At 71.7% G+C, this 26,340-nt stretch carries 24 protein-coding genes and 1 pseudogene; 15 read left to right on the forward strand and 10 right to left on the reverse strand.

Translation table 11 applies throughout. The annotated features are described in order from the left end of the window. Positions 1–2: 2 nt before the first annotated feature. The 5 genes from pgeF (at position 3) to ITX44_RS13380 (ending at position 3,782) form a co-directional block, all read left to right on the forward strand. The gene (gene pgeF, locus ITX44_RS13360) at positions 3–740 is read left to right on the forward strand and encodes a peptidoglycan editing factor PgeF (protein ID WP_205357376.1); all 738 of its coding nucleotides are present in this window, start codon (positions 3–5) and stop codon (positions 738–740) included. Further along, positions 737–1,471 (forward strand): YggS family pyridoxal phosphate-dependent enzyme, encoded by a 735-nt coding sequence (locus ITX44_RS13365; RefSeq protein WP_205357377.1) that lies wholly within the window; start codon positions 737–739, stop codon positions 1,469–1,471. The genes pgeF and ITX44_RS13365 overlap by 4 nt, the downstream gene beginning before the upstream one ends. A gap of 91 nt (positions 1,472–1,562) precedes the next feature. Continuing rightward, positions 1,563–2,186: a cell division protein SepF gene (locus ITX44_RS13370; RefSeq protein ID WP_205357378.1), complete on the forward strand. Its 624-nt coding sequence runs from the start codon at positions 1,563–1,565 to the stop codon at positions 2,184–2,186. An 80-nt stretch (positions 2,187–2,266) separates the two neighbouring features. Next, positions 2,267–2,554: a YggT family protein gene (locus ITX44_RS13375; RefSeq protein WP_205357379.1), complete on the forward strand. Its 288-nt coding sequence runs from the start codon at positions 2,267–2,269 to the stop codon at positions 2,552–2,554. A gap of 46 nt (positions 2,555–2,600) precedes the next feature. Then, positions 2,601–3,782 (forward strand): DivIVA domain-containing protein, encoded by a 1,182-nt coding sequence (locus tag ITX44_RS13380; protein WP_205357380.1) that lies wholly within the window; start codon positions 2,601–2,603, stop codon positions 3,780–3,782. A 118-nt stretch (positions 3,783–3,900) separates the two neighbouring features. Here ITX44_RS13380 and ITX44_RS43005 read toward each other — a convergent pair whose 3' ends face one another. The 3 genes and pseudogenes from ITX44_RS43005 to ITX44_RS40945 all read right to left on the reverse strand — a co-directional run bounded on the left by ITX44_RS43005 (position 3,901) and on the right by ITX44_RS40945 (position 8,091). Next, on the reverse strand, positions 3,901–4,368 hold the full coding sequence (locus ITX44_RS43005; protein WP_504739963.1) for a DUF5915 domain-containing protein: 468 nt from the start codon (positions 4,366–4,368) through the stop codon (positions 3,901–3,903). 177 nt (positions 4,369–4,545) lie between these two features. Further along, a pseudogene (gene ileS, locus ITX44_RS13385) lies at positions 4,546–7,038 on the reverse strand (isoleucine--tRNA ligase); the annotation flags it as partial. A 588-nt stretch (positions 7,039–7,626) separates the two neighbouring features. Beyond that, complete coding sequence (locus ITX44_RS40945) at positions 7,627–8,091, reverse strand: hypothetical protein (protein ID WP_307795250.1); 465 nt, start codon at positions 8,089–8,091, stop codon at positions 7,627–7,629. A gap of 82 nt (positions 8,092–8,173) precedes the next feature. On the opposite strand from ITX44_RS40945, the gene ITX44_RS42605 reads away from it, so the two are divergent. From ITX44_RS42605 to ITX44_RS13405, 4 genes are all read left to right on the forward strand, one after another. Further along, on the forward strand, positions 8,174–8,620 hold the full coding sequence (locus tag ITX44_RS42605; protein WP_307795251.1) for a TraR/DksA family transcriptional regulator: 447 nt from the start codon (positions 8,174–8,176) through the stop codon (positions 8,618–8,620). A 68-nt stretch (positions 8,621–8,688) separates the two neighbouring features. Continuing rightward, a complete protein-coding gene (gene lspA / locus ITX44_RS13395) occupies positions 8,689–9,252 on the forward strand; it encodes a signal peptidase II (protein ID WP_205357383.1) in 564 nt (187 codons plus the stop codon). A gap of 24 nt (positions 9,253–9,276) precedes the next feature. Further along, positions 9,277–10,218, forward strand: coding sequence for an RluA family pseudouridine synthase (locus tag ITX44_RS13400; protein WP_205357384.1), 942 nt, complete (start codon positions 9,277–9,279; stop codon positions 10,216–10,218). A 91-nt stretch (positions 10,219–10,309) separates the two neighbouring features. Then, positions 10,310–11,899 carry a Na+/H+ antiporter gene (locus ITX44_RS13405; protein ID WP_205357385.1) on the forward strand — a complete coding sequence of 530 codons (1,590 nt, stop codon included), beginning with the start codon at positions 10,310–10,312 and terminating at the stop codon, positions 11,897–11,899. Between the two features lie 46 nt (positions 11,900–11,945). On the opposite strand, the gene ITX44_RS13410 is transcribed toward ITX44_RS13405, so the two are convergent. Beyond that, positions 11,946–13,055 (reverse strand): mechanosensitive ion channel family protein, encoded by a 1,110-nt coding sequence (locus tag ITX44_RS13410; protein ID WP_205357386.1) that lies wholly within the window; start codon positions 13,053–13,055, stop codon positions 11,946–11,948. A gap of 71 nt (positions 13,056–13,126) precedes the next feature. On the opposite strand from ITX44_RS13410, the gene ITX44_RS13415 reads away from it, so the two are divergent. Further along, positions 13,127–13,702: a dienelactone hydrolase family protein gene (locus ITX44_RS13415; RefSeq protein WP_205357387.1), complete on the forward strand. Its 576-nt coding sequence runs from the start codon at positions 13,127–13,129 to the stop codon at positions 13,700–13,702. A 95-nt stretch (positions 13,703–13,797) separates the two neighbouring features. Here ITX44_RS13415 and ITX44_RS13420 read toward each other — a convergent pair whose 3' ends face one another. The 3 genes from ITX44_RS13420 to ITX44_RS13430 all read right to left on the reverse strand — a co-directional run bounded on the left by ITX44_RS13420 (position 13,798) and on the right by ITX44_RS13430 (position 16,774). Then, positions 13,798–14,589 carry a thioredoxin domain-containing protein gene (locus ITX44_RS13420; protein ID WP_205357388.1) on the reverse strand — a complete coding sequence of 264 codons (792 nt, stop codon included), beginning with the start codon at positions 14,587–14,589 and terminating at the stop codon, positions 13,798–13,800. Between the two features lie 105 nt (positions 14,590–14,694). Continuing rightward, a complete protein-coding gene (locus tag ITX44_RS13425; protein WP_205357581.1) occupies positions 14,695–15,366 on the reverse strand; it encodes a hypothetical protein in 672 nt (223 codons plus the stop codon). Positions 15,367–15,436: 70 nt separating this feature from the next. Continuing rightward, positions 15,437–16,774: a DUF2252 domain-containing protein gene (locus ITX44_RS13430; protein WP_307795252.1), complete on the reverse strand. Its 1,338-nt coding sequence runs from the start codon at positions 16,772–16,774 to the stop codon at positions 15,437–15,439. A 124-nt stretch (positions 16,775–16,898) separates the two neighbouring features. On the opposite strand from ITX44_RS13430, the gene dnaE reads away from it, so the two are divergent. Then, positions 16,899–20,453, forward strand: a complete 3,555-nt coding sequence (gene dnaE, locus ITX44_RS13435) for a DNA polymerase III subunit alpha (RefSeq protein WP_205357390.1) — start codon at positions 16,899–16,901, stop codon at positions 20,451–20,453. Between the two features lie 109 nt (positions 20,454–20,562). Here the strand turns inward: dnaE and ITX44_RS13440 are convergent, their stop codons facing one another. Further along, a complete protein-coding gene (locus ITX44_RS13440) occupies positions 20,563–20,724 on the reverse strand; it encodes a hypothetical protein (RefSeq protein ID WP_205357391.1) in 162 nt (53 codons plus the stop codon). A gap of 225 nt (positions 20,725–20,949) precedes the next feature. On the opposite strand from ITX44_RS13440, the gene ITX44_RS13445 reads away from it, so the two are divergent. From ITX44_RS13445 to ITX44_RS13460, 4 genes are all read left to right on the forward strand, one after another. Beyond that, positions 20,950–22,161, forward strand: a complete 1,212-nt coding sequence (locus ITX44_RS13445) for an NYN domain-containing protein (RefSeq protein ID WP_205357392.1) — start codon at positions 20,950–20,952, stop codon at positions 22,159–22,161. Positions 22,162–22,243: 82 nt separating this feature from the next. Next, entirely contained in the window at positions 22,244–23,272 is a 1,029-nt protein-coding gene (locus tag ITX44_RS13450) for an ABC transporter ATP-binding protein (protein ID WP_205357582.1), read from the forward strand. Next, positions 23,269–24,099 carry an ABC transporter permease gene (locus ITX44_RS13455; protein WP_205357393.1) on the forward strand — a complete coding sequence of 277 codons (831 nt, stop codon included), beginning with the start codon at positions 23,269–23,271 and terminating at the stop codon, positions 24,097–24,099. Before ITX44_RS13450 ends, ITX44_RS13455 begins: the two co-directional genes overlap by 4 nt. Positions 24,100–24,133: 34 nt before the next feature. Further along, on the forward strand, positions 24,134–24,817 hold the full coding sequence (locus tag ITX44_RS13460) for a hypothetical protein (protein ID WP_205357394.1): 684 nt from the start codon (positions 24,134–24,136) through the stop codon (positions 24,815–24,817). Between the two features lie 52 nt (positions 24,818–24,869). On the opposite strand, the gene ybaK is transcribed toward ITX44_RS13460, so the two are convergent. Further along, the gene (gene ybaK / locus ITX44_RS13465) at positions 24,870–25,367 is read right to left on the reverse strand and encodes a Cys-tRNA(Pro) deacylase (protein ID WP_205357395.1); all 498 of its coding nucleotides are present in this window, start codon (positions 25,365–25,367) and stop codon (positions 24,870–24,872) included. After that, positions 25,367–26,083: an LON peptidase substrate-binding domain-containing protein gene (locus tag ITX44_RS13470; protein ID WP_307795253.1), complete on the reverse strand. Its 717-nt coding sequence runs from the start codon at positions 26,081–26,083 to the stop codon at positions 25,367–25,369. Before ITX44_RS13470 ends, ybaK begins: the two co-directional genes overlap by 1 nt. Positions 26,084–26,340 lie beyond the last annotated feature (257 nt).

Raw genomic sequence — 26,340 nt, forward strand, 5'->3', positions numbered from 1 at the left:
CAGTGATAGGACATCGCACGGCAGTGGACGGCGCGCACTTCGCCTTCACCGACAGGTGGGGCGGAGTGAGCGCCGTTCCCTATGACGGCCTCAACCTCGGCGGCGCGGTCGGCGACGACCCCGCCGCGGTCCGCGCCAACCGGGAACGGGCGGCCGCGGCACTGGACCGCGACCCGGCCCGGGTGGTCTGGATGAACCAGGTGCACGGTCGCGACGTCGCCGTCGTCGACTCTCCTTGGGGTGAAGCTCCGGTGCCCGAGGTTGACGCCTTGGTCACCACGCGACACGACATCACCCTCGCGGTGCTCACTGCGGACTGCGTACCGGTGCTGCTCGCCGACCCGGTGGCCGGAGTGGTCGCCGCGGCGCACGCCGGACGCCCGGGCATGGTGGCCGGCGTGGTCCCCGCCGCGATTGAGACGATGCTCACACTCGGCGCCGACCCCGACCGGATGATCGCGGTGCTCGGCCCGTCGGTGTGCGGTAAGTGCTACGAAGTGCCCGCCGCGATGCGCGACGACGTGGCCGCCGTGGTCCCGGAGGCGTACGCCGAGACCAGCTGGGGCACACCGGCGGTCGACGTGAGCGCCGGCGTGCGTGCCCAACTCGCGCGCCGGGGCGTACGGATGCACGAGACTCCCGCCGTGTGCACCCTGGAATCCCCCGATCACTACTCGTACCGCCGCGAAGGCCGCACCGGCCGGCTCGCGGGCTACATCTGGCTGGACGGCACCGCGTGAACGACCCCGACGACAACGGCAGATCGGCCCGACTGGCCGCGAACCTGGCGCGAGTGGAGGAGCGGATCGCCGGCGCGTGCGCCGCCGCCGGCCGGGACCGCGCCGAAGTCACCCTGATCGTGGTCACCAAGACGCATCCGGTTGACGACGTACGGCGACTGGCCGCGCTCGGCGTGCGGCAGGTGGCCGAGAACCGCGACCAGGACGCCGCCGCCAAGGCCGAGCAGACCGCCGACCTTCCGCTCACCTGGCACTTCGTCGGCCAGTTGCAGACCAACAAGGCGCGCTCCGTGGTCCGTTACGCTGATCACGTGCACTCGGTGGACCGGCTCCGGTTGGTCTCGGCCCTGTCCGCGGCGGCGACCGCCCGCGGCCGGGAGGTCGGTTGCCTGGTGCAGGTCGCGCTGGACGCCGAGTCCGGAACGCAGGGCGACCGCGGCGGGGTGGCGCCCGACGTGGTGCCCGCGCTCGCCGACGCGGTGGCCGCCGCGCCGGGGCTGCGACTCGAAGGAGTGATGACCGTCGCGCCGCTGACCGGTGCCTATGCCGGCCAACCCAGGGCCGCCTTCGACCGGTTGCTGGAAATCGCGTCCAGCCTGCGCGAATCGCATCCTGCTGCAACCATGGTCTCCGCAGGGATGAGCCAGGATCTGGAGGAAGCGGTGGCCGCCGGGGCGACACATGTACGCGTCGGAACGGCGGTACTCGGAGTCCGTCCCGGGCTCCGGTAACGTCACCAACAATCGGACCACAGCATAAATATGGTGCGGCGGCCGTCTCCCGGGCGGCCGAGGACGGCAACCCGCTGAGAGGACGCAGAGAATGGCCGGCGCTATGCGCAAGATGGCGGTCTACCTCGGCCTCGTGGAGGACGACGGATACGACGGGCCGGGCTTCGACCCCGACGACGAGTTCGAGCCCGAGGTGGCCACGCCACCCAGCGGCCGGGCCGCCCCGGAGCCGGAGCGCGCCCCGCGGCGTCAGCCCGTCCCGCCGCCGGTCCCGCACCTGCCGCAGGACGAGCCGCCGCGCCTGGTCCCCGCCCCGGCACCCCGCGAACCGCGGATCGCGCCCGTGGCATCCATCACACCCGAACGTCATCCCGAACGCCACAGCCTGGAGAAGAACGCACCGGTGATCATGCCCAAGGTCGTGTCAGAGCGCGAGCCGTACCGGATCACGACACTTCACCCCCGGACGTACAACGAAGCCCGTACGATCGGGGAACACTTCCGTGAGGGGACGCCGGTGATCATGAACTTGACGGAGATGGACGACACGGACGCCAAGCGTCTGGTCGACTTCGCTGCCGGGTTGGTCTTCGGTCTTCACGGCAGCATCGAGCGGGTGACGCAGAAGGTGTTTCTGCTCTCGCCTGCTAACGTCGATGTCACGGCGGAGGACAAAGCCCGGATCGCAGAGGGCGGGTTCTTCAACCAGAGCTGAGCGAGAAGCAACCGTAGGGCCCGGCCACAGGCCGACGAGCTCCGGCCGTGGGCCGGACGAGCAGGGGAGAGGGAAGCGCGATGAGTGTCGCACTCCAGGTGCTGTACATCGCGTTGTACTGCTTCCTGTTTGTGCTGATTTTCCGATTGGTGATGGACTACGTCTTCCAGTTCGCCCGTTCATGGCACCCTGGGAGGGCGATGGTGGTGGTCCTGGAGGGCGCCTACACTGTCACCGATCCGCCACTCAAGCTTCTGCGGCGGTTCATTCCGCCGCTACGTCTCGGGGGCGTGGCGCTCGACCTGTCCTTCTTCGTATTGATGATCATCGTGTACATCCTGATCTCCGTCGTCGGGAGACTGATGTGAACGGTGCGGGCTCCCGATATGTCGACGATCACGTTGAGGTGAAGAGATGCCGCTGACTCCCGAGGACGTGCGGAACAAGCAGTTCACGACCGTCCGCCTGCGCGAGGGCTATGACGAGGACGAGGTGGACGCCTTCCTCGACGAGGTGGAGGCGGAACTGACCCGCTTGCTCCGCGAGAACGAGGACCTGCGGGCCAAACTTGCCGCTGCCACCCGTGCTGCCGCGCAGAACCAGCAGCAGGGCATGCGCAAGCCGGAGCCCCAGGATCGTCCTGTGCCCGCCGCCATATCCGGACCGCAGCCGGTGCCGCAGCAGATGCCCCAGCAGCAGATGGGTCCGCCCCAACTGCCCGGCGGCGCGCCGCAGCTTCCGGCTGGTCCGAGTGCCCAGCAGCACGGTCCCGGCCCGATGGGTCAGCACCCGATGCAGCAGGGCCCCGGCCCGATGGGCCAGCACCCGATGCAGCAGGGCCCCGGTCCCATGGGCCAGCACCCGATGCAGCAGAACCCCATGCAGCAGAACCCGATGCAGCAGGGTCCCGGCCCCATGGGTGGGCACCCCATGCAGCAGCAGGGCCCCGGTGGCGACAGCGCCGCCCGTGTCCTGTCGCTGGCCCAGCAGACCGCCGACCAGGCCATCGCCGAGGCGCGGTCCGAAGCCAACAAGATCGTCGGTGAGGCGCGCAGCCGCGCGGAGGGTCTGGAGCGGGACGCCCGCGCCAAGGCCGACGCGCTGGAGCGGGACGCCCAGGAGAAGCACCGCGTGGCCATGGGCTCCCTGGAGTCCGCCCGGGCCACCCTGGAGCGCAAGGTCGAGGACCTGCGCGGCTTCGAGCGGGAGTACCGCACCCGGCTGAAGTCCTACCTGGAGTCGCAGCTGCGTCAGCTCGAGAACCAGGCGGACGACTCGCTCGCCCCGCCGCGCACCACCCCGGCGGCGCCGTCCCTGCCCTCCGCTTCCTCCATGAGCGGCAGCTCCATGGGCGCGGGCATGGGCGGCATGACCCCCGCCGGCGCCGGTGCCATGGGCCACAACGGCTCCGCCCCCTCCTACGGCGGCGGCCAAGGCATGGGCGGCCACGCCCCCGCCCCCTCCTACGGCGGCCAGCAGCAGATGTCGCCCGCGATGACCCAGCCCATGGCTCCCGTTCGGCCCCAGGGCCCCTCCCCCTTGCAGGGTGCCCCCACGCCGATGCGCGGCTTTCTGATCGACGAGGACGACAACTAAGCGCTGCGCTTGCTTGTAAGGACCGGGCCCCCGGGGGAAGTACTTTCCCCCGTAGGGGCCCGGCCCTTTTGTGCGGTGACACTTCTGACGCCGGGCTCGCCCGGAAAACCTAGGGGCGCTAGGCCTTACGCAAGACGAAGGTCAACCCCAGCGCATCGTCGGCAAAGGCGGAGCCGAACCCGTCCTCGGCCTCACCCTCGGCGAAGCCAACCGCAAGGACTTCCTCGGAGATGAGCGCAGCGTGCGAGTCGAGCGCAGCGCTGAGGTCCGGGTCGGACGAGCGGTACCGGACATGAATCCGGTCAGCCACGTCAAAACCAGAATTCTTGCGCGCGTCCTGGATGAGCCGGATGACATCCCGGGCGAGCCCGGCAAGGCGGAGCTCGGGGGTGATCTCGAGGTCGAGGGCCACGGTGGCTCCGGCGTCGGAGGCGACCGACCACCCTTCGCGCGGGGTCTCCGTGACGATCACCTCGTCCCGGGAAAGAGTGACCTTCTCGCCGTCGACCTCGACGACAGCCGTGCCGTCGGTGCGCAGCGCGGCGGACAGGGCGGCGGCGTCCGCGGCGGCGACGGCCTTCGCCACGGCCTGGACGCCCTTGCCGAACCGCTTGCCGAGGGCGCGGAAGTTCGCCTTGGCCGTGGTGTCCACCAGGGAGCCGCCCACCTCGGAGAGGGAGGCGAGCGCGGAGACGTTCAACTCCTCGGCGATCTGGGCGCGCAACTCGTCGGACAGGTCGGCGAAGCCGGCCGCGGCGACCAGCGCACGGGACAGCGGCTGGCGCGTCTTGACGCCCGATTCGGCGCGGGTGGCCCGGCCGAGCTCGACCAGCCGGCGCACCAGCCGCATCCGCTCGGACAGTTCGGGGTCGATCAGGGCGGCATCCGCGACCGGCCAGCCGGCCAGGTGCACCGAGTCCGGGGCGTCCGGCACCACCGGCACCACCAGGTCCTGCCACACCCGCTCGGTGATGAACGGCACGAGCGGCGCCATCAGCCGGGTCACCGTCTCGACCACGTCGTGCAGGGTGCGCAGCGCCGCCGGGTCGCCCTGCCAGAACCGCCGCCGGGACCGGCGCACGTACCAGTTGGACAGGTCGTCCACGAAGGCCGACAGCAGCTTGCCCGCGCGCTGGGTGTCGAAGGACTCCAGCGCGTCGGTCATGTCCCGTACCAGCGCGTTGAGCTCACCGGCCAGCCAGCGGTCCAGCAGCGGCCGGTCGGCGAGCGCCGGGTCGGCCGCGGAGGGCGCCCAGCCGGACGTGCGCGCGTACAGCGCCTGGAAGGCGACGGTGTTCCAGTAGGTGAGCAGCGTCTTGCGGACGACTTCCTGGATGGTGCCGTGGCCGACCCGGCGGGCCGCCCACGGGGAACCGCCGGCCGCCATGAACCAGCGCACCGCGTCGGCGCCGTGCTGGTCCATGAGCGGGATCGGCTGCAGGATGTTGCCCAGGTGCTTGGACATCTTGCGGCCGTCCTCGGCGAGGATGTGGCCGAGGCACACCACGTTCTCGTACGAGGACTTGTCGAAGACCAGGGTGCCGATCGCCATCAGCGTGTAGAACCAGCCGCGGGTCTGGTCGATCGCCTCGGAGATGAACTGCGCCGGGTAGGTCCGCTCGAAGACCTCGCGGTTGCGGTACGGGTAGCCCCACTGCGCGAACGGCATCGACCCCGAGTCGTACCAGGCGTCGATCACCTCCGGCACGCGGGTGGCCGTCTCGCCGCAGGTGGGGCAGGCGAAGGTGACCTCGTCGATGTAGGGGCGGTGCGGGTCCAGGCCGGACTGGTCGGTGCCGGTCAGCTCGGTCAGTTCGGCGAGCGAGCCCACGCAGGTCAGGTGGTCGTCGGCGCAGCGCCAGATCGGCAGCGGGGTGCCCCAGTAGCGGTTGCGGGACAGCGCCCAGTCCACGTTGTTGTTCAGCCAGTCCCCGTAGCGGCCGTGCTTGACCGACTCCGGGTACCAGTTGGTCCGCTCGTTCTCCCGCAGCAGCGCGTCCTTGACGGCGGTGGTGCGGATGTACCAGGACGGCTGCGCGTAGTACAGCAGCGCGGTGTGGCAGCGCCAGCAGTGCGGGTAGCTGTGCTCGTACGGCACGTGCTTGAACAGCCGCCCGGACGCCTGGAGTTCGGCCACCAGTGCCTCGTCGGCCTTCTTGAAGAAGACCCCGCCGACCAGCGGGACCTGCGGCTCGAAGGTGCCGTCCGGGCGCACCGGGTTGACCACCGGCAGCCCGTACCGGCGGCAGGTCCTGAGGTCGTCCTCGCCGAAGGCGGGGGACTGGTGGACCAGGCCGGTGCCGTCCTCGGTGGTCACGTAGTCGGCGGTGAGCACGTAGTGCGCGTCCGGGATGTCCACGTACGAGAACGGCCGCTGGTAGGTCCAGCGCTCCATCTCGGCGCCGGTGAAGCGCTCGCCGGTGGTGGTCCATCCTTCACCGAGCGCCTTGCCGAGCAGCGGTTCGGCGACCACCAGCTCCTCGGTGCCGTCGGTGGCGACCACGTACGTGACGTCCGGGTGCGCGGCCACCGCGGTGTTGGACACCAGGGTCCAGGGGGTGGTGGTCCAGATCAGCAGCGACGCGCGGCCGGCCAGCGGGCCGGAGGTCAGCGGGAACCGGACGTAGACCGACGGGTCGACGACCGTCTCGTAGCCCTGCGCGAGCTCGTGGTCGGACAGCCCGGTCTGGTCGCGCGGGCACCAGGGCGCCACCCGGTAGTCCTGGACCAGCAGGCCCTTGTCGAAGATCTGCTTGAGCGACCACCACACGGACTCCACGTACTCCGGGTCCATGGTGCGGTAGGCGTCGTCGAGGTCCACCCAGTACCCCATGCGGGTGGTCAGCTCGGCGAAGGCGTCGGTGTGCCGGGTCACCGACTCGCGGCACTTGGCGTTGAAGGCGGCGATGCCGTACGCCTCGATGTCCTGCTTGCCGGTGAAGCCCAGCTCCTTCTCCACGGCCAGCTCCACCGGCAGGCCGTGACAGTCCCAGCCGGCCCGGCGGGTGACGTGGTGGCCCTGCATGGTCTTGAACCGGGGGAAGACGTCCTTGAAGACGCGGGCCTCGATGTGGTGGGCGCCCGGCATGCCGTTGGCGGTCGGCGGGCCCTCGTAGAAGACCCACTCGGGGCGGCCCTGGGTCTGCTCAACGGAACGGGCGAAGGTCTTGCGCTCGCTCCACAGCGCCAGCACCTCGTGTTCGAGAGCGGGCAGGTCGACCTGGGCGGGCACCTGGCGGTACAACGGCTGGCTCATCGGCCCTTTCCTCCGGCGGATGGGTGTCGCTCATCGCGGACTTCCGTCGGAGGGACGAGAACGCGCGCGCTCCCGCGGTACCACCCTCCTTGGCGGCGGCTCCCGTACGGGTGCTCCGCCCTCTCATTGGTGGCGCGAAGCCGGTTCTACGGCCACGGGCACGGCTGTCGCCCCGCCCGTGGTTTTCTTCCGGCGGCTCCGGGGTGATCTTCACGTCGCGCACACCCCCGGGCTTCCACCGTCCCCGGGTCGCTCATGGCTGCGTGCGGCGCTACTCGTCCCATCCACGCCTTTCGCTGCGCCCAGTGTACGGGCCCGGCCGCGCGCTCCCCAACGTAATACGGGGGCGGGCGCCACCGGGCGCCACCCGGCCACCTCCGGGCCGCGACCGGGCGCTCCGGGCGGCCGCTGACCCTAATGGCCGCCTTCCGGCATGGTCGCGGTCACCTGCAGGAATACCTCGCGAAGAGCTGGGCACAACGGAACTGGACCTGTCTGCCCCCGGGCGGCCGGGTCGGCCGGGCAGCGCGTCCCATTGCCGCGGGTCGGGAGTCGATTTACCGTTTCCGGCACGAATGGCGCACTGGGTCACAGATGTGAAGGGGTCGCTGCCATGGTCGGGAAGAAGCGGGCACCTGCGGCGGGCGGGTCCCGGAAACGGGCGCCCGCCGACGAGACGGCGACCGGGAAAACCGCCGCCAAGAAGGCGGCGAAGAAGAAGGCGACGACGGCGAAGAAGGCGGCGGCCGAGGAGACCGCGGCCAAGAAGGCGGCGAAGGGCCCGGCAAAGGCCCCGGCGAAGAAGACGGCCGTCAAGGAGGCGACCGTCAGGAAGGCCCCGGTGAAGAAGGCGGCGGCGAAAAAGGCCGCCACCGCGAAATCCGCGGCCAAGGCGGCGGCCGGGAAAAGCGCAACCAAGAAGACGGCGGCCGGGAAGACGGCCGCGGCCCGGAGCGCTGCCAAGAAGAGCGCCGCGGCAAGGACGCCGGAAACGACGAAGAAGGCGGAGACGCGAGCCGGCGGGACGTCGGCGAAGGCTCCGTCGAAGGGCACGACGGCTCCCGGAACGGCCGGGGGGACGACCAGGGCGGCACGACAGGCGGCCGCCGGGGGCAGCGAGGCGAAGGAGACGGCAGTGGGCAAGGTGGAGGCGGACAAGACAGAGGTGGCCCCGGCACACGCCGCGGCACCGGGCGAGCTCGCTGTGCTGCCCGGGGAGGACCCGTGGACCGACGAGGAGGTCGCGGAGGCCCGGGCGGAACTGCTGTCCGAGGTGGAGCGGCTCGAGGCCGAGATCACGTCCTCCGAGGCGGCGGTCGCCGGCCTGATGCGGGACTCCGCGGACGGCGCGGGCGACGAGGCGGACACCGGCACCAAGAACATCACCCGCGAGTACGAACTCGCGCTCGCGGCCAACACCCGGGACACCCTCACCCAGGCCCAGCACGCCCTGCAGCGGCTGGACCAGGGCACCTACGGCCTGTGCGAGGTGTGCGGCAAGCCCATCGGCAAGGCCAGGATGCAGGCCTTCCCCCGGGCCACCCTGTGCCTGGACGACAAGCAGAAGCAGGAACGCCGCTGACCTGATCCCTCGTACGGGTGTGCCGTACCCTCGTTGTCACATCGAGCACCAGGGCTGAGGGACTGCACGTGACGGAAGCGGAGCACACCATCACCACACCGGACTCGCCGCAGGAGGCGACCGGCGCGGCCGGTCCGGAGGCTGCCCGCCGGCGGCGGGTCCCGGTCCTGATAGGCGTCGCGGCCCTGGCGTATCTGCTGGACCTGCTCAGCAAGATCTGGGTGGTCCACAGCCTGGAGCGGCACGACCCGATCAATGTGTTCGGCCACTACCTGCGGCTGGACGCGATCCGCAACGCGGGCGCCGCCTTCGGCCTCGGCCAGGGCATGACGATCGTGTTCACCGTGATCGCGGTCGGCGTGGTCGTGGTGATCGCCCGGCTGGCCCGCAAGCTGTACAGCGTCCCGTGGGCGATCGCCCTCGGCCTGCTGCTCGGCGGCGCCTTCGGCAACCTCACCGACCGGGTCTTCCGCGCCCCGGGCGGCTTCCAGGGCCGGGTGGTGGACTTCATCGCCCCGGTGCACTTCGCCGTCTTCAACCTCGCCGACTCGGCCATCTGCTGCGGCGGCGCGCTGATCGTGCTGCTGTCCTTCCGCGGCGTGGACCCGGACGGCACCCGGCACCGCGACTGAGTGTCCTCGGGCATACTCGATCGGGTGAGTACGCTTCCCGAGGTCCGTTCCCTGCCCGTTCCCGAAGGGCTCGAAGGCGAGCGCGTCGACGCCGCCATTGCCCGTATGTTCGGTTTCTCGCGCACCAAGGCGGCCGAGCTGGCCGCCGCCGGCAAGGTGTCCATCGACGGCGCCGCCGCGGGCAAGTCCGAGCGGGTGCGCGGCGGGGCGTGGCTGGAGGTCGAGATGCCCGCGCCGCCCGCGCCGGTGCGGGTGGTCGCCGAGCCCGCCCCGGGTCTGCGGATCGTGCACGACGACGAGGACGTGGTGGTCGTCGACAAGCCGGTCGGGGTGGCCGCCCACCCCAGCCCGGGCTGGACCGGCCCCACGGTGATCGGCGGGCTGGCCGCGGCCGGCTACCGGATCTCCACCTCGGGCGCGGCCGAACGCCAGGGCATCGTGCACCGGCTGGACGTCGGCACCTCCGGGCTGATGGTGGTCGCCAAGTCCGAGCGGGCGTATTCCCTGCTCAAGCAGCAGTTCCGGGACCGCACGGTGGACAAGCGCTACCACGCCCTGGTACAGGGCCACCCGGACCCGCTCAGCGGCACCATCGACGCGCCCATCGGCCGCCACCCCACCCACGACTACAAGTGGGCGGTCACCGCCGACGGCAAGCCGTCCGTGACGCACTACGACCTGATCGAGGCGTTCCGCGCCGCGAGCCTGCTCGACATCAAGCTGGAGACCGGCCGTACCCACCAGATCCGGGTGCACATGGCGGCCCACCGCCACCCCTGCGCCGGCGACCTCACCTACGGCGCCGACCCGACCCTGGCCCGGCGGCTCGGCCTGACCCGGCAGTGGCTGCACGCGGTCCGGCTCGGCTTCGAGCACCCCGGCGACGGCGACTGGGCCGAGTTCACCAGCGCCTACCCGGCCGACCTCCAGCACGCCCTGGACACGGTGCGGGCCGACAGCCAGTAAAGCCGCGGCGGCGCGGCTGCGGGCGCGAAATCCGGCGGCCGCCCGGCGATTGACGACGGGCCGGGCAGAGGCGGCGTGGCACGCTGACGCAGTGGATCAGCTCGCCCTCTTCTTCGGACTGATGCTCGCCGCCATCGTGATGGTGCCGGTGGGGGAGCGGACCGGGCTGCCCTCGCCGGTGCTGATGACGCTGTTCGGCGGGGTGCTGGCGCTGATCCCGCAGGTGCCGAACGTACGGATCAACCCGGCGCTGATCCTGCCGCTGCTGCTGCCGCCCCTGCTGTACGCCTCGGTGCAGCGCACCTCCTGGGCGCAGTTCGCGGCCAACCGGCGGGCGATCTTCCTGCTGGCCGTGGCCCTGGTCTTCGTCACCACCGCGGCCGTGGCGGCGGTGGCCGACGCGGTGGTGCCGGGCATCACCGTGGCGTCGGCCTTCACCCTGGGCTCCCTGGTGGCGCCGCCCGACCCGGTGGCGGCCACCGCGGTCGCCGGCCGGCTCGGGCTGCCCCGCCGCATGACCTCCATCCTGGAGGGCGAGGGGCTGTTCAACGACGTCACCGCGATCGTGCTCTACCACGTGGCGGTCGCCGCGGCCGTCTCCGGTCACTTCTCGGTGCCGCACGCGATCCTGCAACTGGTGCTGTCCGCGGTGGTCGCCGTCGCGGTCGGGCTGGCGCTGGGCTGGGGCGCCAACAAGCTGATGAGCGTGGTGGGCGACGCGACCTCGCAGGTCGGGCTGTCCCTGCTGGTGCCGTACGCCTCCTACGCGATCGCCGAGGAACTCCACGGCTCCGGGGTACTCGCGGTGCTCACCACCGCGCTGTTCCTGGCCGAGCACGCGCTCGGCGCCGACGACGTGACGGCCCGGCTGGCCGGCACCACCTTCTGGGACATCGTCGACACCCTGGTCATCGGGATCGCCTTCGGGCTGATCGGCCTCGAACTGCACAACGTCTTCCGGGTCGGCGCCGGCAACTGGGGGCCGATGCTGCGCCACGCGGCCCTGGTGGTCGCGGTGGTGGCCGTCGTACGCCTGCTGTACCTGCTGCCCGCCGCCTGGATCGCCAGGAAGCTGCACAGGCTGCGCGACATGGACGAGGACATCCCGATGACCTGGCAGGAGACGGTCATCATGTGGTGGGCGGGGATGCGCGGGGTGGCCTCGGTGGCGCTCGCGCTGGCCATTCCGCTCCGCACCCATGCCGGCGGGCCCTTCCCGGCCCGCGCGGAGCTGCTGTTCATCGCCTTCGCGGTGGTGCTGGCCACCCTCGTCGTCCAGGGCCTGACCCTGCCCTGGATGGTGCGGCGACTGGAGGTGGGCGGCGACATCGAGGCCGAGCACGACCTGGAACGCGACCTGGCGCTGCGCGCCATGACCGCGGCCAGGACGCGGCTGAAGGAGATCGAGCGCAACGAGCCGCTGGACGAGGAACTGACCGAAATGCTCTACCGGCGGGCGTTCGACCTCGGCGTCCGGATCTCGCCGGACGTCGTCGAGGACGAGCGCCGGGAGAGCCATGCCCGGCGGCTGCGCCGGATCCGGGCACTGCGCCGGATCCAGGAGGACATGCTCTCCGCGGCCCGGGCCGCGGTACTGGAGGCCCGCAGCGAACCCGGTCACGACCCGGAGGTGGTCGACAGGGTGCTGCGGCACCTCGACCTGCGCTCGTTGCGGGGCTGAGCCGGGGGCTGACCTTGCGCTGCGCCGTACGGCCGGCGCGGCCGGCTCAACGCGCGCCCGGGCCCGGTCCCAGGTCCTTGGCGTCCGGCATGGGCGCCGGCTCGCGCTCCAGGTTCTCGTGCCAGCGGCCGGGCGCCGGCGCGGTGGCCACCCGGGGCAGCGCGTAGGGGTGTTCGGCGCGCAGCCAGTCGATGAGCTGCTCGCGCACGATGCAGCGCAGGTTGAAGATGTCGTCCGAGTCCTTGGCGGTCACCAGGGCCCGTACCTGGATGGTGGTCGGTGTGGTGTCGATCACCACCAGGCCCCAGGCCCGGCGGTCCCACTCGCCGGTCTGCTCCAGGATCTCCAGCAGCCGCTTGCGCATCAGGTCCACCGGGGTCGCGTGGTCCAGGTGGAAGAACACCGTGCCGGTCATCCGCGGGTCGCCGCGGGACCAGTTCTCGAACGGCCTGCTGGTGAAGTACGACACCGGCATGGTGATCCGCCGCTCGTCCCAGGTGCGCACGATCAGGTAGGTCAGGGTGATCTCCTCGACCGTCCCCCACTCGCCGTCCACCACCACGGTGTCGCCGATCCGCACCACGTCGCCGAAGGCGATCTGCAGCCCGGCGAAGAGGTTGCTCAGCGTCGCCTGTGCGGCGACACCGGCGACCACGCCGATGATGCCCGCCGACGCCAGCATCGAGGCGCCGACGGTGCGCATCTCCGGGAAGGTGAACAGCATCGAGGCCGCCGCGATCACGCCCACGATCGCGGTGAACACCCGCTGGATCAGCGTGGACTGGGTGCGCAGCCGGCGTATCTTCGGGATGTCGCGGGAGGTCGACGCGTACCGCGCGTAGCCGGAGTCGATGACCGCGGCGGCCATCCGTACCACCAGCCAGGCGGTCGCGGCGATCAGCACCAGGGTCAGTGCCTGGCCGACCGCGGCGTCGTGGGTGTGGGCCAGCCGGGTCGCCCGGTAGGCGCCGCGCAGCAGGCCGGAACACAGCACCACCTGCAACGGCAGCCGACAGCGTCGCAGGAGGCCCCACAACGGGGTCTCCGGGTGCCGGGAGTCGACAGCGCGCAGGAAGCGGTCGACGGCCCAGCCGACGACCAGGGTCACCAGGACCGCCCCTCCTACCACTACGACCGGCCGCAACGCGCTTTCCATGGGTCACCTCGCTCTGCTGGGGGCTGGCACCATGGTGCTCCGCGTACCCGATCCCAGGCGAGGACAGCCCTGTGACAATCGTCCTGTTCCATTCGATGTACGGCTTGCGACCGGCGGTTCTGGCCGCCGCGGACCGGCTGCGTGCGGCAGGTCACACCGTGCACGTGCCCGACCTCTTCGACGGCCGCACCACCGACGACGCCGAGGAGGGCACCCGGATCAAGGACGAGATCGGGCGAGAGGAACTGCTGCGCCGGGCGGTCGCCGCCGCAGCGCCGCTGTCCGCGCAGGGCCTGGTCTACGCCGGCTTCTCGCTCGGCGGCTCGGTGGCGCAGAACCTGGCCCTCGGCGACGAGCGCGCCCGCGGCCTGCTCCTGCTGCACGGCACCTCGGACATCGCCGAGGACGCCGCCACCGACATCCCGGTCCAGCTCCATGTCGCCGACCCCGACCCCTTCGAGACCGACGACTGGCTGAACGCCTGGTATCTGCGGATGCGCAAGGCCGGCGCGGACGTCGAGATCCACCGCTACCGCGGCGCCGGCCATATGTTCACCGACCCGGACCTGCCCGACTACGACGCCGAGGCGGCCGAACGCGCCTGGGCCGTCGCCCTGGACTTCCTGGCCGAGGTCTCGGGGGACTGAGTCGCCACGGAGCGGGCGGAAAGAGCAGCGGGCGGAGAGAGAGGTACGGGCCGGGGCCGGCCGGGGGGAGGTCCGGCCGGCCCCGCCCGCACCGGCTACTTCTTGGCGCCGAGCGCCTGGTCGATCTCGCTCGTCACGTTGTCGGCCGTCAACTGCTTGCCGTTGAACACGATCGTGGGCGTCGCCTGGATGCCGGCCTTGTTGAAGGCGTCGGCGCTGTCCAGCGCCCACTTGTCGTAGGTGCCGTTCTTCACCGCGGTCTGGAAGGCGGTGTTCGACTTCAGGGCCGGCACCAGGTCGGCGATCGACAGCACATGGGAGTCGCTGGCGAACAGGTCCGGGCCGGACTCGTCCGGGTGGTGCGCGGTGGAGTAGAGCAGGGTGTGGAACTGCACGAAGGCGTCGGTGCTCACGTTGACCGCCGCGCCCACCGCGCTCAGCGCGTTCTTCGAGCCGGTGCCCTTGAGGCGGTCGTCCAGGAAGTCGCCGAAGTGGTACGTGATCTTGTACTTCCCGGCCTGCTCGCCCTGGAGGATCGCGGCGCCCTGGGTCTGCTCCAACTGCGCGCACGCGGGGCAGCGCAGGTCCTCGTACAGGTCCAGGTTGTTCTTGTTGTTCTTGTCGCCCACCACAATGGTGCTGCCGTTGGTGCCCGAGGTGTTGGCCGGCTGCACCAGCGGCTTCTTCGCCGCGTCCGACCAGTAGCCGGGCTTGTTCATCTGGTTGACGGCGACGGCGACCCCGCCGGCCACCGCCAGCAGCGCCACCACGCCGACGCCGACCACCACCTGGCGGCGGACCTTGGAGCGCTTGGCGTCCTTCTCACGCTGCTCCCGCAGCTTTTCGCGGGCGGCGGCCTTGTTGGCGAGGCTGTTCCTCTGGCTCATCGAATACTCCGTGATACGCAGGTACGTCGCGGTGTCCGCGCGCGGGCACGACGCGCCCGGGTCACGCGGAAGGGGAACCCCCGGAACGGGGGAGGTGCGGATCGCTCAGAACGCGAACGGCACCGGGGGACCCCGGCGTACGACGGAGTGGAGCAGTGGCCGGGCGGGAAGCGCCCGGAAGGTATCGCGTGCGGCCGGGCGCGGACGCGGCAGCCGCGGCGCGGCGGCGGCACGTACCGCGGCCACCGCGAACAGCAGCGGCCGGAAAGCGGTGGCGACCACGGCCCGCAGCACCCGCTGCAGCGCGGCCTCGCCCCGGCGCAGCCACCAGGAGGCCAGCAGCCCGACCGACACGTGCAGCGCCAGCAGCAGCCAGGGCAGCACATTGGACGGCATCTGCGGCGCCGCGCCCTGGAGCGCGGCCAGCCGGACCTGGGCCGGGCTGCCGTGACACATCACGGCCTCGTGGAAGGACCGCCACGAGCCGGTCACCGGGCCGCCCGACGGGCCGTAGCACTGCTGCTGCCCGGTGGTGAACAGGGTGTCGACCGCGAGTTCCAGCGGCACCATGAGCCCGGCGATCGCCCAGAAGCCGCGCTCCTGGCGGCCGCCGAGCACATAGGCGAGCGCGAAAACGCCGGCGAACGCCCCGCCGACCGCGGTCAGCGGCAGCGGGACGCGCGCCAGCAGCACGTGCGAAGTGGAGGACAGGGTCACGCACAGCGCGGCGAACAGAGCGGCACGCAGTGCCCTCAGCCGCGGTCGCATCGCCTCCATGGCCACAGAGTGTGCCACGCGGACCTGTATATGTGACCTAAAGAGCCGGGAACGGAAGGGACAGGTGCGGTCACAGGCCCGGGATCCGGCCATTGCGGAACAGGTCCACGAAGAGCTGGTGGTCCGCGCGGGCCCGGCGGCCGTAGCCGTGCGCGAAGTCCACCAGCAGCTTCGTGAAGCCGTCCGTGTCGTCCCCGATGGCCTCGTCGATCGCGGCCTCGGTGGAGAACGGCACCAGGGAGTGGCCGCTCTCGTCGTCCGCGGCCGCGTGCATGGTGGCGGTCGCCCGGCCGAGGTCCGCGACCACGGCCTCGATCTGCGCCGGGTCGTCCAGATCCGACCAGTCCAGGTCAACCGCGTACGGCGAGACCTCCGCGACGAGCTGCCCGGTGCCGTCCAGCTCGGTCCAGCCCAGCCACGGGTCGGCGTGCGCCTGGAGCGCGCGCTGCGAGATCACCGTGCGGTGCCCCTCGTGCCGGAAGTAGCCGCGCACCGCAGGATCCGTGACGTGCCGCGAGACGGCCGGGGTCTGCCCCTGCTTCATGTAGATCACGACGTCGTTCTCCAGGGCGTCGGTGTGCCCCTCAAGCAGCAGGTTGTACGAGGGCAGGCCCGCGCTGCCGATGCCGATCCCGCGCCGGCCCACCACGTCCTTGACCCGCAGGCTGTCCGGCCGCACCCGGTAGGACTGCGGCAGCGTCTCCAGGTACGCGCCGAAGGCCGCCAGCACCTTCTCCCGGGTCGCCTCGTCCAGCGCGATGGCGCCGCCGCCGGGGCTGAACCGGCGGTCGAAGCCGGCCACCTCGGTCATCGAGTCCAGCAGCTCCACCCGGGTGCGCAGCCGGGCGCTGCGCAGCGCGTCCAGCAGCGGGCCGCGCGCGGTGTCCAGGGTCAGCGGTTCCACCTGCTCGCCCTTGGCCAGCAGCCCGATCCGTTCCCGGTAGGCCGCCGCGTACACCGTCACCAGGTGCGAGATCACCTCGTCGGCCAGCGCCTTGGTGTAGCCGATCAGCGCCACCGAGGCGGCGAAGCGCTTCAGGTCCCAGGTGAACGGGCCGACGTAGGCCTCGTCGAAGTCGTTGACGTTGAAGATCAGCCGCCCATTGGCGTCGAGGTAGGTACCGAAGTTCTCGGCGTGCAGGTCGCCGTGGATCCACACCCTCGAGGTCTGCTCGGTCAGGAAGGGCCCGGGGTCGCGGTCCCCCTCGGCCCCCGCGTCCAGGTCGGCGTAGAACAGTGACGCCGTGCCCCGGTAGAAGGCGAACGCGGACGCCGCCATCTTCCGGAACTTCACCCGGAACGCCGCGGGGTCGGCGGCCAGCAGCTCGCCGAAGGCGGTGTCGAAAACGGACAGGATCGTGTGGGCGCGCGGCGAGTCGGCCGCGGCGCCGGAGGTCTGATCGGCCACGGCAGGGGAGCCTACGGCCGGTCGGGCCCGGCTGTCAGACCGGAGTCGTAGACTCACCAGCGCCGCCGGGGAAGCGCCCGCGGCACCCAGCCGAATACCGTGCCCGCCGGAGGAGTCGCCGCCCGTGACCGACCAGCCCTTCACTCACCTCCACGTCCACACCCAGTACTCGCTGCTGGACGGAGCGGCGAGATTGAAGGACATGTTCAAGGCGTGCAACGAGATGGGGATGTCCCATGTCGCCATCACCGACCACGGGAACCTGCACGGCTCGTACGACTTCTTCCACCAGGCCAAGGCGGCCGGCGTCACCCCGGTGATGGGCATCGAGGCGTATCTGGCGCCGGAGTCGCGCCGCTACACCAAGCCGGTGCGCTGGGGCGCCCCGCACCAGAAGGGCGACGACGTCTCCGGCGCCGGCGCGTACACCCACATGACCATCTGGGCGCGCAACAGCACCGGCCTGCACAACCTGTTCCGGGCCCAGTCCCGGGCCTCCTTCGAGGGCTACTTCCGCAAGCCCCGGATGGACCGCGAACTGCTCAGCGAGTACGCGGAAGGCCTGATGGGCACCACCGGCTGCCCCTCCGGCGAGGTCTCCACCCGGATCCGGCTCGGGCAGATGGACGAGGCGCTCAAGGCGGCCTCCGAGTACCAGGACATCTTCGGCAAGGAGAACTTCTTCGTCGAGATCATGGACCACGGCATCGACATCGACCGCCGGGCCCGCGACGGACTGATGGAGATCTCCCGCAAGCTCGGCGCGCCCTTCGTCGTCACGAACGACTCGCACTACACGTACGCCCAGGAGGCGTCGGCGCACGACACCCTGCTGTGCATCCAGACCGGCTCGAACCTCTCCGACCCCGACCGGTTCAAGTTCGACGGCTCCGGCTACTACCTGAAATCGGCCGCCGAGATGTACGCGATCGACTCCTCCGACGCCTGGCAGGAGGGCTGCCGCAACACCCAGCTGCTGATCGCCGACCGCGTCGACATCGACGGCATGTTCAGCTACAAGAACCTGATGCCGCGCTTCGACGTGCCCGAGGGGTACGACGAGGTGTCCTGGTTCCGCGAGGAGGTCGCCCGCGGCATGGCCCGGCGCTTCCCGGGCGGCATCCCGGAGGACCGGCAGAAGCTCGCCGAGTACGAGATGGACACCATCATCCAGATGGGGTTCCCCGGGTACTTCCTCGTCGTCGCCGACTTCATCATGTGGGCCAAGAACAACGGCATCGCGGTCGGCCCCGGCCGTGGCTCGGCGGCCGGCTCGATCGTCGCCTACGCGATGGGCATCACCGACCTCGACCCGGTGCCGCACGGACTGATCTTCGAGCGGTTCCTCAACCCCGAGCGCATCTCGATGCCCGACGTCGACATCGACTTCGACGAGCGCAGGCGCGGTGAGGTCATCCGGTACGTGACGGAGAAATACGGCTCCGACAAGGTCGCGCAGATCGCCACCTACGGCACCATCAAGGCCAAGGCCGCGATCAAGGACTCGGCCCGGGTGCTCGGTTACCCGTTCTCCATGGGCGACCGGATCACCAAGGCCATGCCCGCCGACGTGCTCGGCAAGGGCATCCCGCTGTCCGGGATCACCGACAAGGACCACCCGCGCTGGAGCGAGGCCGCCGAGGTCCGCGCGATGTACGAGAACGAGCCGGACGTCACCAAGGTGATCGACTCCGCCCGCGGCATCGAGGGCCTGGTCCGGCAGATGGGCGTGCACGCGGCCGGTGTGATCATGTCCGCCGAGCCGCTGATCGACCACGTGCCGATCTTCTCGCCCAAGAACGACGGCGCGGTCGTCACCCAGTGGGACTACCCGAGCTGCGAGTCGCTCGGCCTGCTGAAGATGGACTTCCTGGGCCTGCGCAACCTCACGATCATGGACGACGCGGTCAAGTCGATCAAGGCCAACAAGGGCATCGACATCGACCTGCTGGCCCTGCCGCTGGACGACCCCAACACCTACGCGCTGCTCAGCCGGGGCGACACCCTGGGCGTCTTCCAGTTCGACGGCGGCCCCATGCGCTCCCTGCTGCGCATGATGAAGCCCGACAACTTCGAGGACATCTCCGCCGTCTCGGCCCTGTACCGGCCGGGCCCGATGGGCATGAACTCGCACATCAACTACGCGCTGCGCAAGAACAAGCAGCAGGAGATCACCCCGATCCACCCGGAGCTGGAGGCGCCGCTCAAGGAGGTCCTGGACATCACCTACGGCCTCATCGTGTACCAGGAGCAGGTGCAGAAGGCCGCCCAGGTGCTGGCCGGCTACAGCCTGGGCCAGGCCGACCTGCTGCGTCGCGCGATGGGCAAGAAGAAGAAAGAGGTCCTGGACAAGGAGTTCGTCCCCTTCCAGGCGGGCATGCGCGAGCGCGGCTACTCCGACGAGGCCATCCAGTCGGTGTGGGACGTGCTGGTCCCCTTCGCCGGCTACGCCTTCAACAAGGCGCACTCCGCCGCCTACGGCCTGGTGTCGTACTGGACCGCGTACCTGAAGGCGAACTACCCGGCCGAGTACATGGCCGGCCTGCTCACCTCGGTCAAGGACGACAAGGACAAGATGGCGCTCTACCTCAACGAGTGCCGCCGGATGGGCATCAAGGTGCTGCCGCCGGACGTCAACGAGTCCAACGCCAACTTCACCCCGCGCGGAGACGACACGATCGTCTTCGGCCTCACCGCGGTGCGCAACGTGGGGCAGAACGTGGTGGACTCCGTGGTGGTCACTCGCCGGTCCAAGGGGAAGTACGGCTCCTTCCCCGACTTCCTGGACAAGGTCGAGCTGGTGGTCTGCAACAAGCGCACCGTCGAGTCGCTGATCAAGGCCGGCGCCTTCGACGAGCTCAAGCACACCCGGCGCGGCCTGACCGAGCACTTCGAGACCATGATCGACAACGTGGTGCAGGTCAAGCGCAAGGAGGCCGAGGGCCAGTTCGACCTGTTCGGCGGATTCGGCGAGGAATCGGAGGCGGACACCCCCGCCTTCGGCATGGACGTGGTCTTCTCCGACGTGGAGTGGGACAAGACCTATCTGCTCGCGCAGGAGCGCGAGATGCTCGGCCTGTACGTTTCGGACCACCCGCTGTTCGGCATCGAGCACGTCCTCAACGACAAGACGGACGCCTCCATCGCCGCACTGGCCGGCGACTACGCCGACGGCGCGATCGTCACCATCGGCGGCATCATCTCCGGCCTGCAGCGCAAGATGACCAAGCAGGGCAACGCCTGGGCCATCGCCACCGTGGAGGACCTGGCCGGTTCGGTGGACTGCATGTTCTTCCCCGCCACCTACCAGCTCGTGTCCACCCAACTGGTGGAGGACGCGGTGGTGTTCGTCAAGGGCCGGCTGGACAAGCGCGAGGACGTGCCCCGCCTGGTGGCGATGGAGCTCACCGTCCCCGATCTGACCGACGTCGGCGCCAACGCGCCCGTGATGATCTCCATCCCGACCGTCAAGGTCACCCCGCCGCTGGTGGCCCGGCTCGGCGAGGTGCTGGACAGCCACCGGGGCAACACCGAGGTACGGGTGCGGTTGCAGGGCGCGCGCACCACCACGGTGCTGCGGCTGGACCGGCACCGGGTGACCGCCGACCCCTCGCTCTTCGGCGACCTCAAGGCGCTGCTCGGCCCGGCGTGCCTGGGCGCGGGCCAGCAGGCCGGCTGAGAACGCGGTGCGGGGGTGCCCCCGGGGAGGGGGCACCCCCGCACGCTCAATCGCGTGTGCGGCGCGATCAGTTGCCGCTGTGATCGACGGCTGCGATTGATGGCTGCGATCAGTTGTGGCCGAACCGCTTCTGCTGTCGGCGCGGTGCCTGTGTGGCGGTGGGCATCATGTGGTCCTCGGCCGCCGGGCCGGTCGCGGGCTCCGGGGCCTCGGGGCGCTGCCGTTCACCGCGCTGATCACGCTGTCGGTTCTGGTTCCTGTTCTTAGCCACGATCGTGCCTTCCTAGTGAGGGGATAGTGGCCGATGGGCCGCATTCAGACTTGCATGCGAGTACGAAGCACGCATTTCGGGCAGTTGGTGGGGTGAGGGCCGGACAACGAGTGAGCCACGCCACGCCGATGATCGCGTTCCTGGCGCTAACCCCCGTGCATTCGGGCAGACTCGGGGGAACCCGCGACCGGCCGGTGGCGGCGGACGACCGGAGGAGGTGCGGGAATGGACCGCTGCGTCGTCCTGGTGGACGCCGGATACCTGCTGGGGGCCGCGGCGAGCCTGCTCGCCGGTGAACCGTCCCGGTCCCGGATCACCGTCGATCATGCGGCCGTGGTCGCTGGCCTGCGCCGACGCGCGGAGGACGAGACGGGCCGGCCGCTGCTGCGGATCTACTGGTTCGACGGAGCGCCCGACCGCGTTCCGCAACCCGAGCACCGCCGGCTGCGGGTGATGCCCCGGGTGACCGTACGCCTGGGCGCGCTCACCCGGACGGACGGCAGGTGGGCGCAGAAGGGCGTGGACGCGGCCATGCACGCCGAGCTGTCCGAGCTCGCCCGCAACCGCGCCTGCTCCGACGTGGTCCTGGTCACCGGCGACGGCGACCTGCTGCCCGGCATGATGTCCGCCAAGGAACACGGAGTGGCCGTGCACCTGTGGGCGGTCCAGGCCGCCGACGGCGACTACAACCAGTCCGAGGACCTGGTGGCCGAGGCCGATGAGCGGCGGGTGCTCGACCGGGAGTGGATCACCGCCGCCATCCGGGCCCGGGACCTCGGCGGGGTGTGCGCGCCGCCCGGGCCGCAGCCGGAGCTGCGCCCCGAGATCGCCGCGATCCTGTCCGCGCCGCTGCCGGAGTCCGCCTCCGCCGCGCCGCCCCCGCCTCCGGCCGCCCCGCCACGGCCGGCGAAGAACGGCGCCGCGCCCGAACCGCCGGCCCCGCCGGCGCCGCCCGGCAAACCGGCGGTGCCCACCCCCAAGGACGTCGCCGACCTCGGCCGCTCGCACGCCGCGCAGCAGCCGCAGCCCGCGCCCAACGCCACCCTGCGCTGGTCCTCCGAGAAGGGCTGGTCCGACCGCGGCGACACCGCCGACACCAGCGGCCTGCCCACCCTGGCCCAGCTCACCACCGCCGAGCAGCGCTGGGCCGACCGCGAGGCCGACATCACCACGGTCAGCGGCGACCCGTTCGAGGTCGGCCAGGTCTTCGCCCGCCGCTGGATCGCCCGCGTCGCCGACGGCCTCCTGCTCCAGCAGCTCTCCTCGCACTACCCCCGCGTCCCGCACCGCATCGACGGCGAGCTGCTGCGCTACGCCGCCCGCTTCGGCCTGCTCGCCCACAAGGACGACCAGATCGACGAGCAGGACCGTTACGCCATCCGCGCCGGCTTCTGGCGCGAAGTGGACGCCCATACCCACGCCGACTCCGCGACCTGACCGGCGCCGCCTGCGGGAGACGGCTCCGCCGGGGTGACCCGAAAGGCACCGCACCCGCCGCTGCGCGTACCCTCGTTCCGTGATGACGGGCACGGGCACGCAGGGCCAGGCTCCTGCGACGGCGGGGAGAGCCGACGACGCGGCCTGTACCGTACGCGGCCTGTTCCGTACGTATCCGGCCGGACGCGGGCGGCGGGGTCGGTCCCAGCCCGAGGTGCGTGCCAACGACGGCATCGACCTCGATGTGCCCCGCGGTGAGCTGTTCGGCATCCTCGGCCCGAACGGCGCCGGCAAGACCACCCTGGTCCGCCAGCTCACCGGCCTGCTCCGCCCCGACGCCGGCACCATCGACCTGCTCGGCCACGACCTGGTCCGCCACCCGGACCGGGCGGCCCGCCTGATCGGCTACCTCGGCCAGGAGTCCACCGCGCTCGACGAGCTGACCGTGGCGCTCGCCGCCGAGACCACCGGGCGGCTGCGCGGCCTGGACGCGGCCGCCGCCCGGGCCGCCCGCGACGCCGTCCTGGACGAGCTCGACCTCGGCCCGATCGCCGGCCGCCCGCTCAAGAAGCTGTCCGGCGGCCAGCGGCGGCTCGCCTGCTTCGCCGCCGCCCTGGTCGGCGAGCGGCCCGTCCTGGTGCTGGACGAGCCCACCACCGGCATGGACCCGGTCGCCCGCCGCGCGGTGTGGGCCGCGGTCGACCGGCGCCGCGCCGAGCAGGGCACCACCGTGCTGCTGGTCACCCACAACGTCATCGAGGCCGAGACCGTCCTGGACCGGGTCGCCGTCCTCGACCGCGGCCGCGTCATCGCCTGCGACACCCCCGTCGCGCTGCGCGCGCTCGTCGCCGACGAGGTGCGCCTGGAACTGGTGTGGCGCGCGGAGGCCCCGACCGGCCAGCCCGCGGTGGCCGCGCTGCGCCCGCTCGCCGAGGTCGCCGGCCGCCGCTGGACACTGCGGCTGCCGCAGGACCGGGCCCGGGCCGTTGTGGCCGAGGTCACCGGCGGACCCGCCTTCGCCGCCCTGGACGACTTCACGATCGCCACGCCGAGCCTGGAAGATGTGTATCTGGCACTCGGGGGACGGGGGAAGGGTCTGGTGAAGTCGTGACCGTTGCCGTACACAGAGCCGAGGCCGGGGGCCGGACCGCGGCCGCGCCGCACCCCGCCGCCCCGGCCCCGCTGGCGCCGCGGGCCCGGCTGTGGCCCTCCTTCGCGGCCGTCTACCGCGCACAGCTCTCCCGGGCCCGGGTGGCCCGGATCCCGCTGCTGTTCGTCGCCACCTTCCAGTCCGTCGGCATCATGATCATGATGCGCGGCGTGGTGCACGCCGGGGACGGCGAGGCCGCCCGCTCGGTGGTGGCCGGCTCCAGCGTGCTGGTCGTGGCCTTCGTCGCGCTCAACCTGCTCGCCCAGTACTTCGGCCAGCTCCGCGCCTCCGGCGGCCTCGACCACTACGCCACCCTGCCGGTGCCGCCCGCGTCCGTGGTGCTCGGCGCCGCCGCCGCGTACGCCTCCTTCACCGTGCCCGGCACCCTGTTCACCGCGGTGGTCGGCTGTGTCCTGTTTCACCTCACCGTGGTGAACCTGTGGGTGCTGGCCGCCGTGATCCCGCTGGCCGGCGCCGCCCTGTCCGGCCTCGGCGCCGCCCTCGGGCTGCTCGCGTCCCGCCAGGAACTGGCCACGCTCTTCGGCCAGCTCGGCATGTCCGCGGCCCTGCTGCTCGGCGTGCTGCCGCCCTCCCACATGCCCGCGCCCGTCTCCTGGGCCCGCGACGCGCTGCCCTCCACCTACGGTGTCGAGGCGCTGGCCCGCACTTTCGCCGGGTCCGGTACGCACTGGGCGGCGGTCGGCGCCGACCTGGCGGTCTGCGCCGCGGTCGGCGTGGTCTCCCTCGCCGTGGCGACCCGCGCCTACCGCAGGGCCGCCAGCCGATGACGCGCCGGCCGCGCACACCTGGCACGATGGGCTGGTGACCGCACCCCTGACTCCGCATGAACAGCCGCCGCACTTCCCGCCCTACCCGGGCGGGGGAGATGTTTCCGGCACACCCGCGGACAACGGCTCCCCGGTCCGCGGCGAACTGCTCAGGGGGGTGCTGGTCGCCCTGCTCGTCGCCATCTGCGGACTGATCCTCGGACTGTTCTGGCTGTGGCTGTCGCCGCGGATCCCGATGGTCTCCGACGGCCAGGCGGTCTACCTCAAGGACACCGAGGGCGAGGAGGCCATCGGCGGCGACGGCACCTTCGTGCTGATCGCGGTCGTGCTGGGCGTGCTGACCGCGGCGGCTGTCTTCCTGCGCCGGCGCACCGGCGGCATCGGGGTCGTCCTCGGCCTCGCCGTCGGCGGGGTGCTCGCATCGCTCGTCGGCTGGCGGCTCGGTGTCGCCCTCGGGCCCACCACCGACATCGTCGCCCACGCCAAGGCGGTCGGCCCCAAGGTGGTCTTCGACGGCCCCCTCGAACTGCGCGCCAAGAGCGCCCTGGTCGCCTGGTCCGCGGCCGCCATGCTCACCCACCTGTGCCTGACCTCCGCCTTCGGCCCGCGCGACCCCGAGCCCGAAACCCCGAAGTGGGCGCCGCCCGTCCGGCCCGCCGAGCACCCGGGCGAGGGCCCGGACAGTGGCTCCGGCAAGGGCCACGACACCGACGAGTGACGGCCGCGCGCACGACGGGCTGACGGTCCCCGGCCGGCCCCGCGCCCGGGGCTCAGCCGCGGGCGATGCCGCCCGTCCTGGCCGCGGTCAGCGCGGTGAGGTCGGCGGGCGCCAGCTCCACCTCCAGGCCGCGCTTGCCGGCCGAGACGAACACCGTGGGGTGGGCCAGCGCCGAGTCGTCGACGACCGTGGGCAGCGACTTGCGCTGCCCGAGCGGAGAGATGCCGCCCAGCACATACCCGGTGGTCCGCTCGGCCGCCGCCGGATCGGCCATGGCGGCGCGCTTGCCGCCGGCCGCCGCGGCCAGCGCCTTCAGGTCCAGGCTGGCCGACACCGGGACCACCGCCACCGTCAGCGCGCCGTCGACATCGGCCACCAGCGTCTTGAAGACCCGGTCCTGGGACACGCCGAGCGCGGCCGCGGCCTCCTCGCCGTACCCGAGGCCGGACGACGGGTCGTGGCTGTAGGCGTGCACGGTGAACGGCACGCCGGCCTTCTCCAGGGCGACCGTGGCCGGGGTGCCGCCGCCCGCGCGGGACTTCTTGGCCATCAGTTCGCGCTCACCGCCTGCCGGGTCAGCTCGACCGCGGGCAGCGAGGGCAGCTTCTCCACGATCGCGGACTCCCGGCGCAGCAGCCGCAGCGCCCCCTTGAGCCGGGACGCGGTGTCCTCCGCCTCCAGCAGCCGCTGCTTGACCGGGGTCTCGGCCACCACCGCGGCCGCCACCAGATAGGACAGCTCGCCCGGGTCGTCCGGCAGCCCCTGTGCCGGCTGGCCGCGGCCCCGCGAGCCGGCCAGCCGCTGCTGATACGTCGCGAACGCGCGGGCCACCTCGGGCGCCAGCGCGCGCGCCCCGGTCCCGGTCCGCTCCGGAACGATCTCCACCTCACCGGTCAGATACGCGCCGCTCGCGTCCACCGACCGCAGCCGGAACCTGGCCACCCCCGTGGCGACCAGGTCGAAGCGGCCGCTGTCGCGCTCGGCGATACCCGCCGCCTCCGCGACGCAGCCGTAGCCGTACAGGGCGTCCAGCGGGTCGTCCACCAGCCCCGCGGCCGCCCCCCTGGTCCGCCCGTCCTGCCCGGTGGGCGCGACTTCCTGGCCATTCTTGATGGCGATCACCCCGAACCTGCGGGGCGTGTTCCGCGGCAGCTTCATCAAGTCCTTGACGAGGGCGCGGTATCTCTCCTCGAACACGTTCAGCGGCAGCGCCAGCCCCGGAAACAGCGGCGAGCCGAGCGGGAAGAGCGCGATGCGTTCCGTCACAGTGAGCAGGGTAAGCGTTCGACCGCACGGTTCGCCGGGGGTACCCCGGGCCCGCACAGCGGCGGGCCGGTTCGCCGGGAAAGCCCAGGGGCTCGGGGCTGTAGCTGATATGCGGCCGGCGCCGCGCGGGCGCGAGCAACCACCCACCCACCGGTGGTCCGGAGACGGCAGCAACTGCCCCTTCGGGCCGGTGACGACCCGCGGCCCGGAATTGGGCTGGTCGCGCAGTTCCCCGCGCCCCGGGGAACCGCCGGCCG

Origin of the sequence: Actinacidiphila acididurans (genome assembly GCF_016918855.1) — a bacterium.
In the GTDB taxonomy this organism is placed as follows: domain Bacteria; phylum Actinomycetota; class Actinomycetes; order Streptomycetales; family Streptomycetaceae; genus Actinacidiphila; species Actinacidiphila acididurans.